Origin of the sequence: Streptomyces sp. NPDC088785 (assembly GCF_044750685.1) — a bacterium.
Classification (GTDB): domain Bacteria; phylum Actinomycetota; class Actinomycetes; order Streptomycetales; family Streptomycetaceae; genus Streptomyces.
Map to the genome: position 1 here is coordinate 1 of NZ_JBIVKH010000016.1, position 18905 is coordinate 18905.

17 protein-coding genes and 2 pseudogenes are annotated in these 18905 nt (G+C 69.8%); 13 read left to right on the top strand and 6 right to left on the bottom strand.

The window, feature by feature from the left end; all coding sequences use genetic code 11:
* Positions 1-692: condensation domain-containing protein (locus ACIP5K_RS30910; protein ID WP_401414850.1), on the bottom strand; the 692-nt coding region annotated here is incomplete at its 3' end.
* Between the two features lie 593 nt (positions 693-1285).
* Here ACIP5K_RS30910 and ACIP5K_RS30915 point away from each other — a divergent pair.
* The 3 genes and pseudogenes from ACIP5K_RS30915 to ACIP5K_RS30925 all read left to right on the top strand — a co-directional run.
* Positions 1286-2551 (top strand): MFS transporter, encoded by a 1266-nt coding sequence (locus tag ACIP5K_RS30915; RefSeq protein WP_401414851.1) that lies wholly within the window; start codon positions 1286-1288, stop codon positions 2549-2551.
* A gap of 267 nt (positions 2552-2818) precedes the next feature.
* Positions 2819-3799 carry a polyprenyl synthetase family protein gene (locus ACIP5K_RS30920; RefSeq protein ID WP_401415058.1) on the top strand — a complete coding sequence of 327 codons (981 nt, stop codon included), beginning with the start codon at positions 2819-2821 and terminating at the stop codon, positions 3797-3799.
* A gap of 205 nt (positions 3800-4004) precedes the next feature.
* Positions 4005-5371, top strand: a pseudogene (locus ACIP5K_RS30925) (RHS repeat-associated core domain-containing protein); the annotation flags it as partial.
* 63 nt (positions 5372-5434) lie between these two features.
* Here ACIP5K_RS30925 and ACIP5K_RS30930 read toward each other — a convergent pair.
* The gene (locus ACIP5K_RS30930) at positions 5435-5662 is read right to left on the bottom strand and encodes a hypothetical protein (protein ID WP_401415067.1); all 228 of its coding nucleotides are present in this window, start codon (positions 5660-5662) and stop codon (positions 5435-5437) included.
* A 67-nt stretch (positions 5663-5729) separates the two neighbouring features.
* Between ACIP5K_RS30930 and ACIP5K_RS30935 the strand changes: the two genes are divergently transcribed.
* Complete coding sequence (locus ACIP5K_RS30935; RefSeq protein WP_401414853.1) at positions 5730-6314, top strand: suppressor of fused domain protein; 585 nt, start codon at positions 5730-5732, stop codon at positions 6312-6314.
* A gap of 85 nt (positions 6315-6399) precedes the next feature.
* Here ACIP5K_RS30935 and ACIP5K_RS30940 read toward each other — a convergent pair.
* Both ACIP5K_RS30940 and ACIP5K_RS30945 read right to left on the bottom strand, forming a co-directional pair.
* A pseudogene (locus tag ACIP5K_RS30940) lies at positions 6400-7672 on the bottom strand (tyrosine-type recombinase/integrase).
* Positions 7672-7884, bottom strand: a complete 213-nt coding sequence (locus ACIP5K_RS30945) for a helix-turn-helix domain-containing protein (RefSeq protein WP_401414854.1) — start codon at positions 7882-7884, stop codon at positions 7672-7674. The pseudogene ACIP5K_RS30940 and the gene ACIP5K_RS30945 overlap by 1 nt, the downstream one beginning before the upstream one ends.
* A gap of 664 nt (positions 7885-8548) precedes the next feature.
* On the opposite strand from ACIP5K_RS30945, the gene pcaC reads away from it, so the two are divergent.
* Positions 8549-9841 carry a 4-carboxymuconolactone decarboxylase gene (gene pcaC, locus ACIP5K_RS30950; protein WP_401414856.1) on the top strand — a complete coding sequence of 431 codons (1293 nt, stop codon included), beginning with the start codon at positions 8549-8551 and terminating at the stop codon, positions 9839-9841.
* 75 nt (positions 9842-9916) lie between these two features.
* Complete coding sequence (locus ACIP5K_RS30955; protein WP_401414858.1) at positions 9917-10552, top strand: MBL fold metallo-hydrolase; 636 nt, start codon at positions 9917-9919, stop codon at positions 10550-10552.
* A 34-nt stretch (positions 10553-10586) separates the two neighbouring features.
* On the opposite strand, the gene ACIP5K_RS30960 is transcribed toward ACIP5K_RS30955, so the two are convergent.
* Positions 10587-11174 (bottom strand): isochorismatase family protein, encoded by a 588-nt coding sequence (locus tag ACIP5K_RS30960; RefSeq protein WP_401414860.1) that lies wholly within the window; start codon positions 11172-11174, stop codon positions 10587-10589.
* 130 nt (positions 11175-11304) lie between these two features.
* On the opposite strand from ACIP5K_RS30960, the gene ACIP5K_RS30965 reads away from it, so the two are divergent.
* Positions 11305-12084 (top strand): exodeoxyribonuclease III, encoded by a 780-nt coding sequence (locus ACIP5K_RS30965; protein WP_401414862.1) that lies wholly within the window; start codon positions 11305-11307, stop codon positions 12082-12084.
* A gap of 88 nt (positions 12085-12172) precedes the next feature.
* Positions 12173-12916 (top strand): class I SAM-dependent DNA methyltransferase, encoded by a 744-nt coding sequence (locus ACIP5K_RS30970; RefSeq protein WP_401414863.1) that lies wholly within the window; start codon positions 12173-12175, stop codon positions 12914-12916.
* A gap of 147 nt (positions 12917-13063) precedes the next feature.
* Here the strand turns inward: ACIP5K_RS30970 and ACIP5K_RS30975 are convergent, their stop codons facing one another.
* Positions 13064-14872 (bottom strand): SGNH/GDSL hydrolase family protein, encoded by a 1809-nt coding sequence (locus tag ACIP5K_RS30975; RefSeq protein ID WP_401414864.1) that lies wholly within the window; start codon positions 14870-14872, stop codon positions 13064-13066.
* Positions 14873-15004: 132 nt separating this feature from the next.
* Between ACIP5K_RS30975 and ACIP5K_RS30980 the strand changes: the two genes are divergently transcribed.
* From ACIP5K_RS30980 to ACIP5K_RS31000, 5 genes are all read left to right on the top strand, one after another.
* Positions 15005-15442 (top strand): DUF6278 family protein, encoded by a 438-nt coding sequence (locus ACIP5K_RS30980; RefSeq protein ID WP_401414866.1) that lies wholly within the window; start codon positions 15005-15007, stop codon positions 15440-15442.
* Positions 15443-15561: 119 nt separating this feature from the next.
* Positions 15562-16305, top strand: coding sequence for an amino acid ABC transporter ATP-binding protein (locus tag ACIP5K_RS30985; RefSeq protein WP_401415059.1), 744 nt, complete (start codon positions 15562-15564; stop codon positions 16303-16305).
* A gap of 19 nt (positions 16306-16324) precedes the next feature.
* The gene (locus ACIP5K_RS30990; protein WP_401414867.1) at positions 16325-17236 is read left to right on the top strand and encodes a glutamate ABC transporter substrate-binding protein; all 912 of its coding nucleotides are present in this window, start codon (positions 16325-16327) and stop codon (positions 17234-17236) included.
* An 11-nt stretch (positions 17237-17247) separates the two neighbouring features.
* Positions 17248-17892, top strand: coding sequence for an amino acid ABC transporter permease (locus tag ACIP5K_RS30995; RefSeq protein WP_401414868.1), 645 nt, complete (start codon positions 17248-17250; stop codon positions 17890-17892).
* Positions 17889-18776 carry an amino acid ABC transporter permease gene (locus tag ACIP5K_RS31000; protein ID WP_401414870.1) on the top strand — a complete coding sequence of 296 codons (888 nt, stop codon included), beginning with the start codon at positions 17889-17891 and terminating at the stop codon, positions 18774-18776. The genes ACIP5K_RS30995 and ACIP5K_RS31000 overlap by 4 nt, the downstream gene beginning before the upstream one ends.
* Positions 18777-18905 lie beyond the last annotated feature (129 nt).

The window sequence follows — 18905 nt, forward strand, 5'->3', positions numbered from 1 at the left end:
CCTTCGTCGCGGGCCAGGGCGCGCAGGTCGGTGGTGAGTCGGGCGTCGAGGGTGAAGCTGTGGGTGTCGCCCTCCCAGCGGGGTTCGGCGGGCGGCTGGCGGTCGTAGGGCAGTGGCAGGTAGGCGGGGGCGCCGTCGAGCTTGTCGCGCCAGTACGTCTCCAGCGCCTTCCGGCGGTCCGCCGTCAGCAGCGCCTCCTGCCGCACCGCGTGGTCCGCGTACTGGAGGGGCAGTTCGGGAAGCGGCGAGGGTTCGCCCGCGCACAGCGCGGGGTAGAGCGCCGCCAGTTCGTCCTGGAGGACGATGGCCGACCAGCCGTCGGTCACGATGTGGTGCATGTTGAGCACCAGGACGCTCTCCTGGGCGCCGGTCACGATCAGCCGCGCGCGGAACAACGGGCCCCGGTCCAGGTGGAACGGCGTGCCGAGCTCCTCCCGGATCGCGGCGTCCACGTCGGCCGGGCCGGCGTCGCGGCGGTCCACCACGGGCAGGGCGACCTCGTACGCCGGGCCGATCACCTGGACCGGGACCCCGCGCTCCGCCGCGAACACCGTCCGCAGCACCTCGTGCCGCGCGACGATGGCGCTCAGAGCCGCCTGCACGACGTCGGGACGCACCGGGCCGCGCAGCCGCAGCACCAGGGGCGTGGTGTACGCGAGGCTTCCGGGTGCCGCCCGCTCTGCGAGCCACAATCTCCGCTGCCCGTAGGACAACGCCCCCCTGCGGATTCCCGAGTCCAACGTGCGGCCCCCTCGGCGTTGTCTGTGCCTACTGCATCTCAGCCAGTGGATCTTAACGGTGACGTGAGTGCTGTCAACAGAATTCCGGGCGGCCCGAGATGTGCCCGAAGGGAGCGCAAGTCACCTTTCGGCAAAGGAAGTCGGAGGTCGTCGCAGAACAACACGACGTGTGAAGAGGGATGTTGAGCGGTCTCTCGGCGGGGGCGACCGGGTAGGACCCGGGGCGCATGGCGTATATGTCGGCCATGATGTGACCGGCCGTGGCCGAACGCCACGGGTCTCCAGACGTCAGTAGAGGCGGGATACCTGGCGTAGTGGACCAAAACGGACCGCGCTTCGGCGATGCCCCGTGCCGCTCCCGGGCATTCGCCCTCACGTCAATCGGCAACACCTTGACAGTCGTCAGGGCCGGAGGTTCAATGTGATCATCTTCAGACAGGATATCCAAAACGCACGGTTGAACAATTCTGGCCACCCGAGCAGTTCGCCCCATGAGGCGGACGATTTCTGCATCGAGGAGACACAGCAAGTGCGGGTCCCCTGATATGCGCGCCTCACGAGGTCCTCTGAAGAGTCGCAATTTCCGCTTGCTCGTGAGCTGTAACGTCATTTCTGTTGCCGGCTCGTCGATTGCGAACGTCGCCATACCCTTCGCGGTACTCGGGGTGGGCGGCTCGGCGGGCGACGTGGGATTCGTGGCGACCGCCAAGCTCGTCCCCATCGTCGCGTTCCTGTTGATCGGCGGGGTGCTCGCGGACCGGCTGCCACGGCACAGGGTCCTGGTGGCGGCGAACGCCCTCCAGGCCGTCGCCGCAGGTGCGGCCGCCGCGCTGATCCTCGGCGGGCACGCGCGGGTGTGGCAGCTGGCAGTGCTGGCCGCGGTGAGCGGCATCGGCGTGGCGATCAGCTACCCGGCGTCCCAGGGGCTGCTCCCGCAGACGGTGCCGGCCGATCAACGGCCGCCGGCGGTAGCCCTGGACCGCATGGCCAGGAACACGGCGTCCATCGGCGGGGCCGCGCTCGGCGGCGTTCTCATCGTGCTCTGGGGGCCGGGCTGGGGTCTCGTTCTCGACGCCGCGAGCTTTGCCATCGCCGGAGCGCTGAGATACCGGATGCAATTCCCCGACCTGCCGCGGGTGCGGGTCTCCAGCATGCTGACCGATCTGCGTGCCGGCTGGCGCGCTTTCACCTCACGGCGCTGGCTGTGGATGGTCGTGGCGCAGGCCGCGGTCATCACCACCGTGAGTTCGGCTCTGATCAGCGTGCTGGGGCCACTGGTCGCGCATTCCGATCTCGAGGGCGCGCGCAGTTGGGGATTCATCGTGGCCGCCTACGGTTTCGGCGCGGTCGTGGGCGGCTTCGTCATGCTCAGGTTCCGGCCCGCGCGAATCCTCCTCGCCGGAATCCTGTCGCTCCCGGCCCTCTCCCTGTTGTTCTTCGCGCTCGCCGTTCCGCTGTCGACCTCTCTTGACGTCGCGGCGTCGTTCCTGGCCGGGGCATTCCTGGAAGTGTTCGAGGTGAGCTGGGTCGTCACCCTCCAACAGGAAATACCGTCCGACGAGCTTTCCCGTATCTCCTCTTATGACGCGCTGGGAAATTACGCGCTCGCCCCGGTGGGAATCGCCGTGGCCGGCGGGCTCGCCGGCTCCTTCGGGGCCCCGGTCGTCCTGGCGTTCAGTGGCGTCCTCATCGTGCTCCTCACCTGCGCTGTCCTCCTCGTGCCCGAAGTCCGGCACATGCGACGGCGGTTGCCCGCGTCTTCCGGCACCGCCGACGCGGTGACCGTGCCGTCAGCGGCGGGCGACAACTGAACCGTGGAACGGTGGACGGCGCGGGTGGCGTCGGCGGAACGGACTGCGATGCCGCCCCCACCACGGGCCGAGCGCCTTCGCGGCCGTCCGCGCCACCTCCTAGGGCTTCCGGCCATCGAACAGGCTGCCTGATCGCGGCACTTCACACATCGTCACCGCCCGGTCGCGTTCCTTCAGAATGCGTACACTGCAAACCCGTCCAAGATCCTTGGCCCGGGACACTGGTTCCGCCCAGAAGAGGAGTGCGCTGTGAACGCTGTCCTGCCCATGGACGTCGCCGATGCGGCACTGTCCGGTGAACTCGCCGCCGGGATGGCGGAAGTGGAGACACGGCTCATCGAGTCCGTGGCGACGGACAACGAGGTGCTCGCCGCGGCGGCACGCCACCTGATCAGCGCCGGCGGGAAGCGCCTGCGACCGTTCCTGGTGCTCCTGGGAGCCCAGTTCGGCACCGAGCGCGACGCGCGTCTGGTGTCGGCGGCGGTCGCCGTGGAGCTGACGCACATCGGCACCCTCTACCACGACGACGTCATGGACGAGGCGACCATCCGACGCGGCGTGCCCAGCGCACACCTGCTGTGGGGCACGCCGATCGCCGTCCTCACCGGAGACTTCCTCTTCTCCCGCGCGTCCCTGCTGATAGCGGGTCTGGGCGACGAGGCGATCCAGCTCCACGCCAGGGCGTTCACCCGCCTCGTCGACGGCCAGTCGGCCGAGACGGCCGGACCGCCGCAGAGCGAGGACGACGGCCTGGGCCATCACCTCGGCGTGCTCGGCAACAAGACCGCGTCGCTGTTCTCCGCCTCCGGCGAGCTGGGCAGCCTGCTGTCCGGCGCCTCCGCCGAGGTCACCGCCCGCATCGGCAGGGCGTGCGAGGCCTGGGGGATGGCCTTCCAGCTGTCGGACGACGTGCTCGACGTGACCAGCGAGTCGGCGGAGTCCGGCAAGGCCCCGGGCGCCGACCTCCGCGAGGGCGTCCCCACCCTGCCGATGATCTACGCACTGCGCTCGTCGCACCCCTCGGACGCCCGGCTCGTGGAACTGCTGCGCGCCGGCCAGCTGACGGACCCGGCCCAGCACGCGGAAGCCCTGGCGCTCCTCCAGGAGCATCCGGCCATCGACATGGCCCGCGCCGAGGTGCGGGAGTGGGCCGAGGTCGCCCGACGCGAGATCCGGGCGCTGCCCGACATCCCGGCACGCGCGGTGTTCGAGGCGCTGTGCGATTTCGTCGTGGACAAGACCCGCTGAACCCGCCGCACTCCCCGCACCCCCTGGCACCCCCCGTGCACCCTGTTGCGCCCTCCGCCCCGCTCTCGCCGATCCGGACCAGGCCCCGGCGATCGCCGGCACGAGGACGCCCGAATGGCCTCTGGCAGGGCGAGTCCGTATGGCTGGGCAAGTGGGGCTGTGTCTGATCTCCGGTGCGTGGCCCGGGTGTTGAGGGCTGAACGGGACCTATGACGCGGGCGGCAGCCGGCTGCTGAAGAAGTCGCCGAAGCAGACGACGTTCTACCTGCCCGACATGGAACTGCGCCTCGACACCGCGACCAAGGCCGTCACCGCCACGCGCTATTACACGCTGGGCGAACAGACAGTGGCCCTTCGCGACTCCAAGGGCGTCACGTTCATGGCGGGCGATCACCACGGAACGTCCCAGCTGGCCATCAACTCCACCACGGGCGAGACCCAGCGCAGACGCCTGGACCCCTTCGGCAACGGCCGCGACGCGAAGTCGTCCGACTCCTCGAAGTGGGTCGACGACAAGGGTTTCGTCGGGGGTACGAGCGATGAGACGTCCGGTCTGGTCAACCTCGGTGCCCGTGAGTACGACGCGTCGACGGGCCGCTTCATCTCGGCCGACCCGATCATCGACTACACCGACCCCCAACAGATCAACGGATACGCCTACAGCAACAACACCCCGGTCTCCTTCTCCGACCCCGACGGCCTCAAGCCCGACGACTGCATCAACGTCGGCATCACCTGCAGCCTGAAGAGCAACGGCGGCTGGGACGTCAAGGCCACCAAGACCTACTACACGTACTACGGCGTCCAGGCCCCGAAGGAATCGACGGCCAGCTACAAGGCCCGCCAGGCCCAGGCCAGGGCGGAAGCGGCCAAGCAGCGGGCCATCGCGGTCGCCAAGGAACTCGGCAAGATCATCGCCGATGAACTGGGCATCACCGACGCCCTCGACTGCTTCACCACTGGCTCCCTGGACGCCTGCGGAGCCACAGCGGGCAACATCGTCACGTCGCTCATCGGTGGCGGTCCCGTCGGAAAGCTGTGGGGGGCCTTCAAGGACTGGCGCAAGGGACGAAAGGAAGCTGAAGGGGCTGCTTGTCTCATAGGGCCCTCGAACAGTTTTGTCCCGGAGACCAAAGTCGTGATGGCGGACGGTTCCGCGAAAGCCATCGAGGACGTCGACATCGGCGACAAGGTACTCGCCACAGATCCCGAGACCGGCGAAACCAGACCGGAAACGGTCACCGCCGAAATCAAGGGCGAAGGACTCAAGCACCTCGTCAAGATTTCCATCGACCTCGACGGAAAGAAGGGCGACAAGACCGCCTCGGTCACCGCCACGGACGGCCACCCGTTCTGGGTCCCAGACCTGAACGTCTGGCTCGACGCCACCGAGCTGAAGCCCGGCGATTTCCTGCGCACCAGCGCAGGCACGCGGATCCAATCGACGCCGTCTAGCGGTGGACGACCCAGCGTGCGACGGTACACAATCTGACCGTTGCGGGGGAGCACACGTACTATGTGCTTGCAGGCCCCATTCCGGTCCTCGTGCACAACTGTGGAGAGACAGTTGTCTACCGCTCTCCGGCGGAAGGGAAGAGGGCAAGTGAGGCGGGCGGCCTGAATGCAGATAACCATTCAGGCCCCCACCCTACGGCGTACCTTTCCAACAAGCCGGAAGGTGCCGCACAGTACGCCGGAAATGGTCACGACATGGGATTCCATCGGTTTGTAATGAAGCCTGGATTCCGAGAAGCTTTCGGGAAGCTTGAATTCTGCCTGCCAAACAAGAATGGCGTGATCGGACTTATTGAGTGGAGAATCCCAGCCGGTAGGATCGAAGAATTCAACTCGTTCATCGATCACAGTAAGTCACAGTGGTGGGACGCCGCCTCGGGGCACTTCTCAAGGGATCCTTGCATCAAGGGGCGTTATGACTGAGCATGACACGCTTGACCGGTTCGATCGCTACTGCGAGCTACTCGACTCACTTACCGGTGCAACACCTATCATCAGCGACGTTGAACCGCGGGTGGCAGGGGACGGGCCGGTCCGGTCCGTCTCATACATCGGAGTGCCGGGACCTGGATATGTGACAGGATTCACCTACGGCCTTTCCCTCTCCAGTCACCCCGATTGGGGGACAAGGGGGCGCGAACTGTCCATTACTGTCCACTCTGACGATGTCGAGTGGTCTCGGGTTCCCGCAAGGGTGGTTGCCGCATTGCGAGGCATCTGTCCTTTCAATTCAGGTCAAGTGCTTGGGTATATGGAGCCCTATGTGGGAAGTTCCGCAATGAATAGCATCGTCTTGGCCGGTCCTGCAGTTGATTGCGGCTCGGAATTGCTAGATCTAAGCCTCGGTGACGTTGACACGAGGGGGTGTGATCTAGTCGAAATCGTCGGAGCCTATCCCATCTACTCCTCGGAACGGGATTTCGTTTACTCGCGTGGATTTGACGCATTCTGGAACCTGGGATGGGATCGCTTCGACCCTGCGAGAACACCCGTAGCGTAAATCATCCCGGATAATGCCCCAGAGGCCCCGCTGAAACTTCCAGTGGGGTCTCTGAGGTGTTTGACGGCAGTAGTTGACGGCAATGTCAGCGGATGGGTGTTGCGCAGGGTTGAGGTTCGTCAGGGTCGTCAGGTGGGCCGGTGGTCTCGTCGGAGCGCCGAAGGGTGCGGCCGAGGAGGTCGATGGCGTCGCGCTGGAGGCGGAGTCTGACGTAGGCGTAGACGGTGGCGGTGACGCCGATGTGGGCGTGGCCGAGGAGTTCTTTGATCACGACGAGTTCGACGCCTTGCTCCAGGAGCAGGGTGGCGGTGGAGTGCCGTAGGTCGTGGAAGTGAATCCGGCGGAGCCCTGCCTGATCGCGGAGGGAGCGGAAGCTGCGATTGAGGTTCGCCGGACCGATCGGCCCTCCTGCCGGCGTGCTGAAGACGAGGCCGTTGTCCCGCCAGCCCTCCGCTGCCACCTCTCGTTCTCCTTCCTGCACCTCACGGTGTTCCTTGAGTGAGTGGATGCACTCGCCGGGGAGGGCGATGCGGCGTTCGGAGGCTCGGGTCTTGGTGGGCAGGGCTGTCAGGCCGCCGGTCTGGGTGCGCTGGAGGGTGCGGCGGATGCTGGCAGTGCCGGTCTGGAGGTCGAGGTCTTCCCACTGGAGGCCGAGGAGTTCGCCCTTGCGGAGTCCGGTGCGGAGGGCTAGTTCGTACAGCGCGAACAGGCGGTCATTGGAGGCGGCAGCGAGGAACTGGCGGGCTTCATCTGCCGTGAGCGGTTCGAACCGACGGGGGCGCGGCGTACCCGTGCGGACGTTGCGGGCGACATTGCGCGTGATCTCCTCCTCGCGGACGGCGTGCTCCAAAGCCGACTTGAGAACAGAGTGGATGTACGCCAGCGTCAGCGGGGAGAGCCGTTTGGAGCAGCACGCTCCGGCGGCGCAGCCATGGGGCTGGTCGCGGCGGGCGTCGATGCTCCGGGCGCAGCACTGGCAGGTGGTGCGGAGCTGGTTGAGCCAGGTGCGGACGTCCTCGGCGGGGAGCTCGGCGAGTTTCTTCTTGCCGAGGCCGGGGATGAGGTAGAGCCGGGTGACGGCGGTGTGGCGGGTGTGCGTGTTCTCGCGGAGCTGGTGGACGGCGACGTTCTCCAGCCAGCCAGGTATGCGGCCGGGCTGACCTGCGCGGAGGGTGCGGGGACGCCGCGGTTGCTGGCGGCGATCTTATCGGTGAGCTTGGTCAGGGCCTCCTTGCGGGTGTTGCCGGGGGCAAGGACGTATCCGGCGGCCTCTTAGCGGCTGTCCTTGCGCTGGTACACGGTTCCGTCGCCGTTGCCGCGGTCGCGGCGGGAGGCGGGGTGTCGCGGGGCGTGGTCATCAGGCGGCGTCCTGTTCGAGGCGGGTGTGGATGAAGTCGGCGGGGACGCGGCGGGCGCGGCCGAGGGTGATCGAGGCGAGCTGTCCGGTGCGGAGCAGGTCGTCAACGGCGGATCGGCTGAGCTGGAGGCGGGCCATGACCTGGGGCACCGTGAGCAGATCCAGCGTCGGTGCCGCGTCCGCGTGGAGGACGGCGGGCGGGGGCGAGGCCATCAGCAGCCCCCTTCGGCCGTGAACTGCCGTTCCAGTTCCTTGGGGTGCCGGACACCGGCGGTGAGGTGGGCCGCGCCGGGGCTGTAGCCCGAGCCGAGGTAGTTCCAGTGCCCGACGACGAGCGTGGTGTCCGGGGGTCGTGCTCAGGCAGGCTGGCGTGGGCGCGGGATCGCTGCATTCGGCGTCGGTGCCGAAGGCAGCGATCTCGCGTACGGCGAGCTGCTGGCCCCAGCCGAGTTCGCGTTCCCCGACCGCGTCGTGGGCGACGGAGATGCGGGCGCTCTGATGGCCTGCGGGCTGTGTCCCGGAAGTTGCTCCGAGGGTCGTGCGACCACAGGCAGACCTGGTCACCGTGTGGAGGTTGAGAAGCTGTTGGGTGTAAGTCCGGAAGGTTTCCGGGATGGTCACGCCGAGCCTCGTTCGTTCATCCACACTTGCGGTTGCGACCCGCTCTTGTAGGTCGGGCGTAAGGACGAGAGTCGGACCGGGGGACCGATGGAGAGCGTGTGCCTGGAGGGCCCACCCTCGGCACGGCCACGAGCGCGTGCCGGGGAGCGCACGCTGGACGTCTCGTTGACAGATCCGGCAGCGTCGAGGCTGGGCAAGCCTCGGTGGGTTCACCCCGGCGCAGTGACATCCAGGGACAGATGAGAGGGTCAGGCAGGTGAGTGAGACGCCAAAGAACACCCTGCAATACCGCTTTGACGGGCCAGAAAACGCTCCCGTCCTGATCTTGGGTCCCTCACTGGGTACCACATGGCACATGTGGGACCGGCAGATCCCCGAGCTGGTCAAGCACTGGCGCGTGTTCCGGTTCGACCTGCCCGGTCACGGCGGGGCCCCCGCGCGCCCGGCCGGTTCCGTCGCCGAGCTGGCCGAGCGGGTGCTGACCACCCTCGACCAGGTGGGCGTGCAGCGGTTCGGCTACGCGGGCTGCTCGCTGGGCGGCGCGATCGGCGCGGAGCTGGCGCTGCGCCACCCCGAGCGCGTCGCGTCGCTGGGGCTGATCGCCGCCTCGCCCCGCTTCGGCACCGCCGACGAGTTCCGCCAGCGCGGCGTCATCGTGCGCAGCAACGGCCTCGACCCCATCGCCCGCACGTCGCCGGAGCGCTGGTTCACGGCCGGGTTCGCCGCCGCGCAGCCCGCCATCACCGACTGGGCCGTGCAGATGGTGCGCACCACGGACCCGGGCTGCTACATCGCCTCCTGCGAGGCGCTGGCCGCCTTCGACATCCGGACGGAACTGGGTGCCGTCGGCGTGCCCACGCTGGTGCTGGTCGGCTCGGACGACCAGGTCACCGGCCCCGCCGAGGCCCGCACGCTGGTCGCCGGCATACCGGACGCCCGGCTCGCCGTCGTGCCCGGCGCCTCCCACCTGGCGCCGGTCGAGCAGCCCTCCGCGGTCACCGACCTCCTCGTCCGGCACTTCACCTCCGCGTGGCAGCCCGGCCCCGACACCGGCCAGCACGCCCTCCAGGCCGCCCCGGCCAAGCCGGTCCTCGCGCCGACGCCCCCGCCGGTCACCCCGGTCGCCGAGATCACGGCGGCGATCCGGCAGCCCGAGGCCGCGGTCCGCGCCGACCCGCACGAGATGGGTCTCAAGGTGCGCCGCGAGGTCCTCGGCGACGCGCACGTGGACCAGGCGTTGGCCGCCTCCGACGAGTTCTCCGGCGACTTCCAGGAATTCATCACGCGCTACGCGTGGGGCGAGATCTGGAACCGCCCCGGCCTCGACCGCCGGACACGCTCGTCGGTGACCCTCACGGCCCTGGTCGCGGGCGGCCACTTCGACGAGCTGGTCTTCCACACGCGCGCCGCCCTGCGCAACGGGCTGACCGCCGCCGAGATCAAGGAGATCCTGCTCCAGACGGCGGTCTACTGCGGCGTACCGGCCGCGAACGCCGCGTTCAAGGTGGCCCAGCAGGTGATCAGGGAAGAGACCACCCCGCAGGAGTGAGCGGCCGGGGGCGGCGGACGGGGGCGCCGGACTCCGGTTGCCCGCCCCCGGTGCGCGGGGCGCAGGATGGGACGCATGAAGCTCACCAAGAAGACCCACGCCTGTGTCCGCCTGGAGAAGGAGGGCCGCACCCTCGTCATCGACCCCGGCGGCTTCACGGAGGAGGACGCGGCGGTCGGCGCCGAGGCGATCCTGGTCACGCACGAGCACCCGGACCACTTCGACGAGGGGCGGCTGCGCGCGGCCCTGGACGCGAATCCCGAGGCCCGGATCTGGACCCTGCGGTCGGTCGCGGAGAAGCTTTCGACGGCGTTCCCGGGCCGGGTCCGCACGGTCGGCCACGGCGACACGTTCGCGGCCGCCGGATTCGACGTGCAGGTCCACGGGGAGCTGCACGCCGTCATCCACCCGGACATCCCGCGCATCACGAACGTCGGCTTCCTCATCGACGACGGCGCGGTCTTCCACCCCGGCGACGCCCTCACCGTCCCCGACCAGTCGGTCGAGACGCTGATGCTGCCGGTCATGGCGCCCTGGAACAAGATCGCCGAGGTCATCGAGTACGTCCGCGAGGTCAAGCCCACGCGCGCGTACGACGTCCACGACGCGCTGCTGACCGACCTCGCGCGCCCGATCTACGACCGCCAGATCGGCGCGCTCGGCGGCACGGAGCACCTGCGCCTGACGCCGGGCGCCTCGGCGCAGGTGTGATCCGTCCCCGCGGACGGGGTACCGCTCGCGCCGCCTACGCGCCGAGCAGTGCCAGCACGTCGTCGGTCGAGCCCAGCTCGGCGATGCGCGGGAAGATCTTCTCGAAGCTGTGGGCGTGGGACGCGGCGTCCGTGTCGGTCGTCGCGTCGTCCACGACCACCATGTGGTAGCTCAGCTCGAACGCGGAGCGGGCGGTCGACTCCACGCCGATCGACGTGGAGATGCCGCACAGCACGATCTGCGTGACCCCGCGGCGGCGCAGCTGGAGATCCAGCTCGGTGCCGGTGAAGGCGCCCCAGTGCCGCTTGGTGACGACGATGTCGTCGCCGAGCGGCCCGAGGTCGTCGGGGAACTCGGAGAACGCGGCCGGCGGGGCCTGCGTCAGGCCCGGCGTCGCGGCCCGGCCGACCGGAAGGTCGCCGCCGTCCTGCGACCAGCCGACCCGCACCCGCACGACCGGCAGGTCCTTGGCCCGGAAGGCGTCGGCCAGCCGGACGGCGTTCTTCAGGACGTCACCGGCGGGGTGCACGGTCGGCAGGCCGAGGATGCCCTGCTGGAGGTCGATGAGGACGAGGGCGGGGCGCTCGTCGAGGGAGAGGGGGGTGGGGGTGCTGTCACTCATGTTCGGCAGGCTAACTGTCTAACAGGAAAACTTGCAAGATTACCTGTCTATATCCCCGGTGCGTCCGACGATCTCCCCGTCGATCGGGCGCGCGGGCCCGTTGTCGTACCCGCCCGGTAGGTTGGACGCCATGCGCATCGCTACGTGGAACGTGAACTCGATCACCGCGCGCCTCCCGCGCCTGCTGGCCTGGCTGGAGAGCAGCGGCACGGACGTGCTGTGCGTCCAGGAGACCAAGTGCTCGCAGGAGCAGTTCCCCGCGGACGCGCTGCGCGAGCTGGGCTACGAGTCGGCGGTGCACGCGACCGGCCGGTGGAACGGGGTGGCGCTGCTCTCCCGCGTCGGTCTCGACGACGTGGTGAAGGGCCTGCCCGGCGGCCCGGACTACGACGGCGCGGCGGAGCCCCGCGCCGTCTCCGCGACCTGCGGCCCGGTCCGCGTCTGGTCGGTGTACGTGCCGAACGGACGAGAGGTCGACCACCCCCACTACGCGTACAAGCTCCAGTGGTTCGAGGCGCTGAAGGCGGCCGTCGCGGGCGACGCGGCGGGCGAGCGGCCCTTCGCCGTCCTGGGCGACTACAACGTGGCACCGACGGACGAGGACGTCTGGGACCTCAGCGCGTTCGACGGCCTCACCCACGTCACCGCGCCCGAGCGCGCCGCCCTCGCCGCCCTGCGCGAGACGGGCCTGAGCGACGTCGTGCCGCGCCCCCTCAAGTACGACCGCCCCTTCACGTACTGGGACTACCGCGCCCTCGGCTTCCCGAAGAACCGCGGCATGCGCATCGACCTGGTCTACGGGAACGAGCCCTTCGCGAAGGCGGTCTCGGACGCGTACGTGGACCGCGAGGAGCGCAAGGGCAAGGGCGCGTCCGACCACGCCCCGGTCGTGGTGGACCTCGACGTCTGACCCGACCGACCCGACGCCGACGCCCCGACCCCCGACGCGACCTCGGCGGCCGGGGCGTTGTCAGTGGCCGGCGCTACCGTCGCCGACCATGACGACCGACCAGACCGACCAGACGGACCAGACCGACCAGACCGACCAGACCGACCAGACCGGCCGGACCGACCAGACGGGCTACTTGCAGGCGACCCGGCGCGCGTACGACACCGCCGCGGGCGCCTACGCCGAGATCATCCCGCCGCTTTTCGACCGCGATCCGTACGGGGTCGCGATGTTCCGCGCCTTCGCCGATCTCGTCCGGGCCCGCGGCGGGACCGGGCCGGTGGCCGACCTCGGCTGCGGGCCCGGACACGCGACGGCCCATCTGCGGGACCTCGGACTGACCGCCTTCGGCGTCGACCTCTCGCCGAAGATGATCGCCGAGGCCCGCCGCGCCCACCCGGACCTGCGGTTCGAGGAGGGCTCGATGACCGGTCTCGCCCTGGCCGACGACTCGCTGAGCGGCATCGTGTCCTGGTACTCGACCGTGCACACCCCGCCCGGCGTCCTGCCGACGGTCTTCGCCGAGTTCCACCGCGTCCTCGCCCCCGGCGGCCACCTCCTCATCGGCTACAAAATCGGCGACCTGGTCCGCCACCTCGACCACGCCTACGGCCACGACCTCTCGCTGGACGTCTACTGGCGCTCGCCCGAGGAGGTCGAGGAGAAGCTCGCGGCGGCCGGGCTCGTCGTACAGGCCCGCCTGGTCCGCGAGCCCGACGCCATGGAGCGCGCGACCCAGGGACGCCAGGGCACCCTCGTCGCCCAGAAGCCGGGGCCCGCCGCCGCCTCCTAGGGCCCGTCCGGCGGATCCTGTCGCGGGCGCGGAAGCGCGCGGGCCACCCGGCTGCGACCTGATCCGCCGGACAGCCCCAGGGCCGATGACCCCAGGTCCGCAGACCCCAGGTCCGCAGACCCTAGGGCCGCTACGGCACCAGGGCCGCTACGGCACCAGCGTGCGCAGGTCGACCGAGTCGGCCAGGGCCTTCAGGCCCGCGTCGCCCGGATGCAGATGGTCCCCGCTGTCGTAGGCGGGCAGCATCCGGGCGGGGCGGTCCGGGTCCCGCACCACCGCGTCGAAGTCGGCCAGCCCGTCGAACGGCGCGTCGGGCCCGCGCAGATACGTGTTCACCGCGACCCGCCCGGCCTCGACGGCGGCCGGGCACAGCGCCTCGCCCTCGCAGGGCGTGAGCGTCGCCCCGATCACCTTCAGCCCGCGCGCGTGGGCCCGCCGCGCGATCTCCCGCAGCCCGCTCTCGACCTGCTCCGCCGAGGCGCCCCAGCGCAGGTCGTTGATCCCCAGAAAGACCACGATCGTACGGGCCGACGTCTGCGCCAGCACGTCCCGGTCGAGGCGGTGCAGGGCGCTCACCCCGCCGGTGTCCGTGGAGATCCCGTCCCCCGGATACCGGTCGGTGAGGATCTTGTTCGCGGAGATGCCCTGGTTCAGCACCCCGTACCGCGGCACCCGCGACTGCCCGAGCAGCCGCCCCGCCAGCACGTCGGGCCACCGGCGGTCGGTGTCCGGCGTCGACCGCACGCCGTCGGTGATGGAGTCCCCGAGCAGCACCACGGACCCCGGACCGCCGCCCACGTCGACCCCGGTGAGCAGCGGCCAGTACGTGATCGTGGACGGGAACGCGGCGCCGGACGCCTCCGCCGCGTGGTCGCCGGGGCCGCTGACGTAGCCGGTGCGCAGCGCCTGGCTGTGCACGGGCGCGCTCACCACCGGCTCCGGCAGGTGGAAGCTCACCAGAAGGTTCGCCGCGGGCGGCACGTCGAAGCCGACGGGGTCGCTGAACGCCTGGGTGCCGGCCGGGAGCCGGACGCCGTCGGCGCCCCGGAAGCGCAGCGCGACCGGCGCGCTCCGGGCCCGCGCACCCGCCTCCTGCACCGCCACCGACGCGCTCCCGATCCGTACGGGCGTCGAGGCGAAGGTGTTCTCCAGGCGGATCCGCACCCGCGGCCCGCCCGCGCTGGTGTGCACCACGAGCCGCACCGTGCGGTCGAGCCACGGGCCCACCACGGGGTGTCCGGCGGCCGACGCCGACCAGGTGCCCGTCCACCCCCGCGGCCGCTCGCGCACGGACAGCGCGAACACGTGGAGCGCGGCCCCGCGGGTCCTCGGGAGCTCCACCGAGGCGACCGCCCGCCCGGACCGCAGCGGGACGCTCACCACGAACAGCCGTGTCTTTTCGGCCAGTTGACCGTCCGGGGTGTTCCGGTGGGGCAGCGCGACCGACTTCGCCGCCAGGGAGCCCGTGCGCCAGTCCGGCGCGGTCAGCGTGTACGCGGACGTCGACCCGTCCGCGTACCGCACCACACCCGCACCGGTGGCGTCGCCGCCGGTCCCGGTGACCAGGAACGCCAGCGCGTCGCCGCGCCCGCCGACCCGCACCCGCTGCCCGTCGGCGGTGACGTGGTCGAAACCCTTGCCCGCCGTGCGCGGCCAGGTCAGCCGGGCGCCGTCAACTCCCAGCGTGCGCCCGGGAGTCCAGCCCGCCGCGGTGAGATCCTGCGCGGACAGCGAGCCGCCCGCGCCGTCGAGGTCCGCCGCGCCGGGCGTGGCGTCGTCGCTCACCCCCCGGCCGTCGAAGAGCCGCTCCAGCGGGAGCGGCCCGTGCCCCGCGGCCCGCGCCGCGGTGACGGGGGCCGTCCCCGCGCAGACGGCCAGCAGGACGGCTGTTCCCCAGATGCGTCGGCGCACGGCCGGCTCCCTCCGTAGGTGTGCGTGCCGTGACGGGTGCGCCATGAAGGTAAGGAGGCGTCAGGGACGCGTCAATGAGGTGGGGCCGACGGGGGCGTGAACTCGACGCGAACGGCCGGTCCGCTTGGCCCGCGCGCCTGTGGTGCGCCGACGGTGCCGGATGCGACGCTGGACGGTATGAAGATCCCTTTCGTGGACCAGTGGCGCAAGAGGCACGGGGATGCCGCCCTCGCCGTGTTCGGGCCGGGCGCCGAGGACGCCGAGGGCGTCGCCGAACTGCTCGCGGAGTGCGAGCTGTTGCGCACCCAGGCCGACGACGCCGGGGTCGAACTCGACGACTCCATCGCCTCGTTGGCGGCGCTGGACCAGCTCGTGCCGCGCTGGCGGGAGGACGCGGACGCGCTGCACTGGCTCGGCAACGACGCGGGCCTGTACCTGGGCACGGTCATGGTCCACCACGTGCCCGGCGCCGCCTGGGCGATCTGGCCCGACGGGCAGCCGGTGGTGCGCCTCGCCTCCGGCCGGGACATCGACGTCGTCGAGGCGGGCCACGCCTGGGCCGAGAGCGGCGCGCCGGAGCTGTCCCAGTTCTACGCGGAGACCGCCGAGTCCTGACCGTGCCGCTGAGCAGCAAATACGGTTAATCCCCTGCCGAGCGTGTCGTCCATTAAGTCCCATATCTGCGTGGGTAGTTTGCGCGGACCGACACAGCGATGAGTGGGCAGGGACTGGCCATGGCCGTCGATCCGTTGATCGAGCTGCGTGACGTGAACAAGTACTACGGGGAGCTGCATGTCCTCCAGGACATCGAGCTCACCGTCGGCAAGGGAGAGGTGGTCGTGGTCATCGGCCCTTCGGGGTCGGGCAAGTCGACGCTCTGCCGCACGATCAACCGTCTGGAGACCATCGAGTCGGGAACCATCAGACTCGACGGCGCACCACTGCCCGCGGAGGGCAGGGCCCTCGCGCAGCTCAGGGCCGAAGTGGGCATGGTCTTCCAGTCGTTCAACCTCTTCGCGCACCGCACGGTGCTCCAGAACGTCTCGCTGGCCCAGGTCAAGGTCCGCAAGCGGAAGAAGGACCAGGCCGACGCGCGCTCCCGCGAACTCCTCGAACGGGTCGGGCTCGCCGCCCACGCCGACAAGTTCCCCGCCCAGCTCTCCGGCGGCCAGCAGCAGCGCGTGGCCATCGCCCGCGCCCTCGCCATGGACCCCAAGGCCCTGCTCTTCGACGAGCCGACCTCGGCCCTCGACCCCGAGATGATCAACGAGGTCCTGGAGGTCATGCAGCAGCTCGCCCGCGACGGCATGACGATGGTCGTGGTCACCCACGAGATGGGCTTCGCGCGCACCGCCGCCGACCGCGTCGTCTTCATGGCCGACGGGAGGATCGTCGAGGACCGCGCCCCCGAGGAGTTCTTCACCCACCCGGAGAGCGAACGCGCCCGCGACTTCCTCTCCAAGATCCTCAAGCACTGACGGGGGAGTGCAGCACCACATGATCGCCAAGTCGCTGCGGCTGCTCGCCGCGCTCCTGGTGACGGCCTCGGCCGCCACCGCCTGCGGCAAGGACGGCAGCCCGCCCACCAAGGGCCCGTCCGCCGATGAACTCCCGCAGTACCAGGTCGCCCAGGGGTTCTCCCTGCCCGACTCGAAGACGTGGAAGCGGGCGAAGAGCCGCGGCTACTTCGTGGTCGGCGCCAAGGAGGACCAGCCCTACCTCGGTGAGAAGAACCCCGCCAACGGCGTCTATTCGGGCTTCGACGTCGAGATCGCCAAGATGATGTCGGCGTCCCTCGGCCTCGAACCGGGGCGGATCCGCTTCAAGACGATCGCCTCCGCCAACCGCGAGACCGCCCTCCAGAACGGGCAGATCGACTACTACGTCGGCACCTACACCATCAACGACAACCGCAAGAAGCTCGTCGGCTTCGCCGGGCCCTACTACATGGCCGGCCAGTCCCTGCTCGTGCGCGCCGACGAGGACGACATCCACGGACCGGACGACCTCGCGGGCAAGCGGGTCTGCTCGGCGGCCGGTTCGACCCCCTACCAGCGCATCCAGGCCGACTACCCGAAGGCCGACCTCGTCGCCTACGACACGTACTCCATCTGCGTGGACAACCTGCTGACCTATCAGGTCGACGCGGTCACCACCGACGACGCGATCCTGCTCGGCTTCGCCGCGAAGGCGCCCGACGAGATGAAGATCGCCGGCAAGCCGTTCTCCGAGGAGCCCTACGGCATCGGCCTGCCCAGGAGCGACACCGCGCTCCGGTTCGCCATGGACGACGCCCTGGCCGCCCGGGAGCGCAACGGCGACTGGAAGAAGGCGTTCGAGGCCACCCTCGGCCTGTCCGGCGAGGCCGCGCCGAAGCCCCCGCCCATCGACCGCTACCCGGCGAACTGAGGAGGCGTCCCGTGAACGTCCTGACCGACAACTTCTCGACGTACTGGAAGGGTTTCCTCGGCACGGTCGAACTGACCGTCTACGCCTCGGTCCTCGCCCTGGTGCTCGGCTTCCTCATGGCGTCGTTCCGCGTCGCGCCCGTCGGCTCCTTCCGCGCCTTCGGCACCGCCTGGGTCACCGTCCTGCGCAACACCCCGCTGACCCTGCTGTTCTTCGCGGTGCTGCTCGGCCTGCCGCGCTTCGGCCTGGTGCTGCCGTTCCAGCTGTTCGCCGTGCTCGCGCTGGGCTGCTACACCTCCGCGTTCATCTGCGAGGCGCTGCGCTCCGGCATCAACACCGTGCCCCGCGGCCAGGGCGAGGCGGCCCGCAGCCTCGGCATGACCTTCGGCCAGACGCTGACCACCGTGATCCTGCCGCAGGCCTTCCGGTCGGTGATCCCGCCGGTCGGCTCCACGCTGATCGCGCTCGCCAAGAACTCGGCCATCGCCGGCGCCTTCAGCGTCGTCGAACTGCTCGGCACGTACAAGACGCTCAGCGAACTCGGCTACAACATCGTCTGGACGTTCGTCTGGATCGCGCTCGGCTACCTCATCATCACGCTCGCCATCAGCGCGCTCTTCAACGTCCTGGAAAAGCGCTGGGGAGTCGCCCGATGAAAGCACTCGACCACTCCGCCACCGCCCTCTACGACATCCCCGGACCGAGGACCGAGCGCCGCCACAGGCTGTACGGGCTCGTCTCCACCCTGATCGTGCTCGGGCTCGTGGCCTGGCTGCTGTACCTGCTCTTCGACACCGACCAGTTCACCAGCACCAAGTGGTCGCCGTTCGCGTACAAGGGCATTCAGGAACTGCTGCTGCGCGGACTCGGCAACACCCTGAAGGCGTTCGCCCTCTCCGCCGTGCTCGCGCTCGCCCTGGGCACCGTGCTCGCCGTGGGCCGGCTCTCCGACCACCGGCCGGTGCGCTGGGCGGCCACCCTGTGCGTGGAGTTCTTCCGCGCCATGCCGGTCCTCGTGATGATCTTCTTCATCTACGTGGCCCTGAAGGTCGAGCCGCTGCCCGCCCTGGTCGCGGGCCTCACCCTCTACAACGGCTCCGTCCTCGCCGAGGTCTTCCGCTCGGGCATCAACTCCGTGGAGCGCGGCCAGCGCGAGGCCGCGTACGCGCTCGGCATGCGCAAGACACAGGTCATGGCGTACGTGCTCGTGCCGCAGGCCGTGCGGGCGATGCTGCCCGCCATCATCAGCCAGTTGGTGGTGGCCCTGAAGGACACCTCGCTCGGCTATCTGATCACCTATGAGGAGTTCCTCCACGCCGGGAAGCTGATCGCGTCGAACCTCGACTACGATTTGCCCTTCATCCCTGTGGTGATGGTGATCTCGCCGATCTACATCGGGATGTGCATGCTGTTGTCATGGTTCGCCCAGTGGGTGGCCAGGCGGCAGCGGCGCAATCCCAAGACCGAGGCCGCCGATGTCGCGCCGGCCGAACCAGGGACGCTGCTGCCGGGGGGACCCCCCACACCGTTCAGGCGGTAGGGGGACGTGCGGTAGCCAGAGCATCGGCGGTTTCCGCCCGGTCGCAGCCGGAGATCACTTCCCGCTCCCGCGGGGAGAAGGTCAGCTGCGTGCCGGACGGGAACGGGCCTGCTTGCCGAGGCCGAGCGG

Bases quoted from the DNA above. Each gene is read 5' to 3' on its own strand.
- ACIP5K_RS30955 (WP_401414858.1), top strand. From the start codon at position 9,917: ATGAAGCTCACCAAGAAGACCCACGCCTGTGTCCGCCTGGAGAAGGAG.
- ACIP5K_RS30980 (WP_401414866.1), top strand. From the start codon at position 15,005: ATGAAGATCCCTTTCGTGGACCAGTGGCGCAAGAGGCACGGGGATGCC.
- ACIP5K_RS30970 (WP_401414863.1), top strand. From the start codon at position 12,173: ATGACGACCGACCAGACCGACCAGACGGACCAGACCGACCAGACCGAC.
- ACIP5K_RS30960 (WP_401414860.1), bottom strand. From the start codon at position 11,174: ATGAGTGACAGCACCCCCACCCCCCTCTCCCTCGACGAGCGCCCCGCC.
- ACIP5K_RS30975 (WP_401414864.1), bottom strand. From the start codon at position 14,872: ATGGCGCACCCGTCACGGCACGCACACCTACGGAGGGAGCCGGCCGTG.
- ACIP5K_RS30965 (WP_401414862.1), top strand. From the start codon at position 11,305: ATGCGCATCGCTACGTGGAACGTGAACTCGATCACCGCGCGCCTCCCG.
- ACIP5K_RS30935 (WP_401414853.1), top strand. From the start codon at position 5,730: ATGACTGAGCATGACACGCTTGACCGGTTCGATCGCTACTGCGAGCTA.
- ACIP5K_RS30945 (WP_401414854.1), bottom strand. From the start codon at position 7,884: ATGGCCTCGCCCCCGCCCGCCGTCCTCCACGCGGACGCGGCACCGACG.
- ACIP5K_RS31000 (WP_401414870.1), top strand. From the start codon at position 17,889: ATGAAAGCACTCGACCACTCCGCCACCGCCCTCTACGACATCCCCGGA.
- ACIP5K_RS30990 (WP_401414867.1), top strand. From the start codon at position 16,325: ATGATCGCCAAGTCGCTGCGGCTGCTCGCCGCGCTCCTGGTGACGGCC.
- ACIP5K_RS30985 (WP_401415059.1), top strand. From the start codon at position 15,562: ATGGCCGTCGATCCGTTGATCGAGCTGCGTGACGTGAACAAGTACTAC.
- ACIP5K_RS30915 (WP_401414851.1), top strand. From the start codon at position 1,286: ATGCGCGCCTCACGAGGTCCTCTGAAGAGTCGCAATTTCCGCTTGCTC.
- ACIP5K_RS30920 (WP_401415058.1), top strand. From the start codon at position 2,819: ATGGACGTCGCCGATGCGGCACTGTCCGGTGAACTCGCCGCCGGGATG.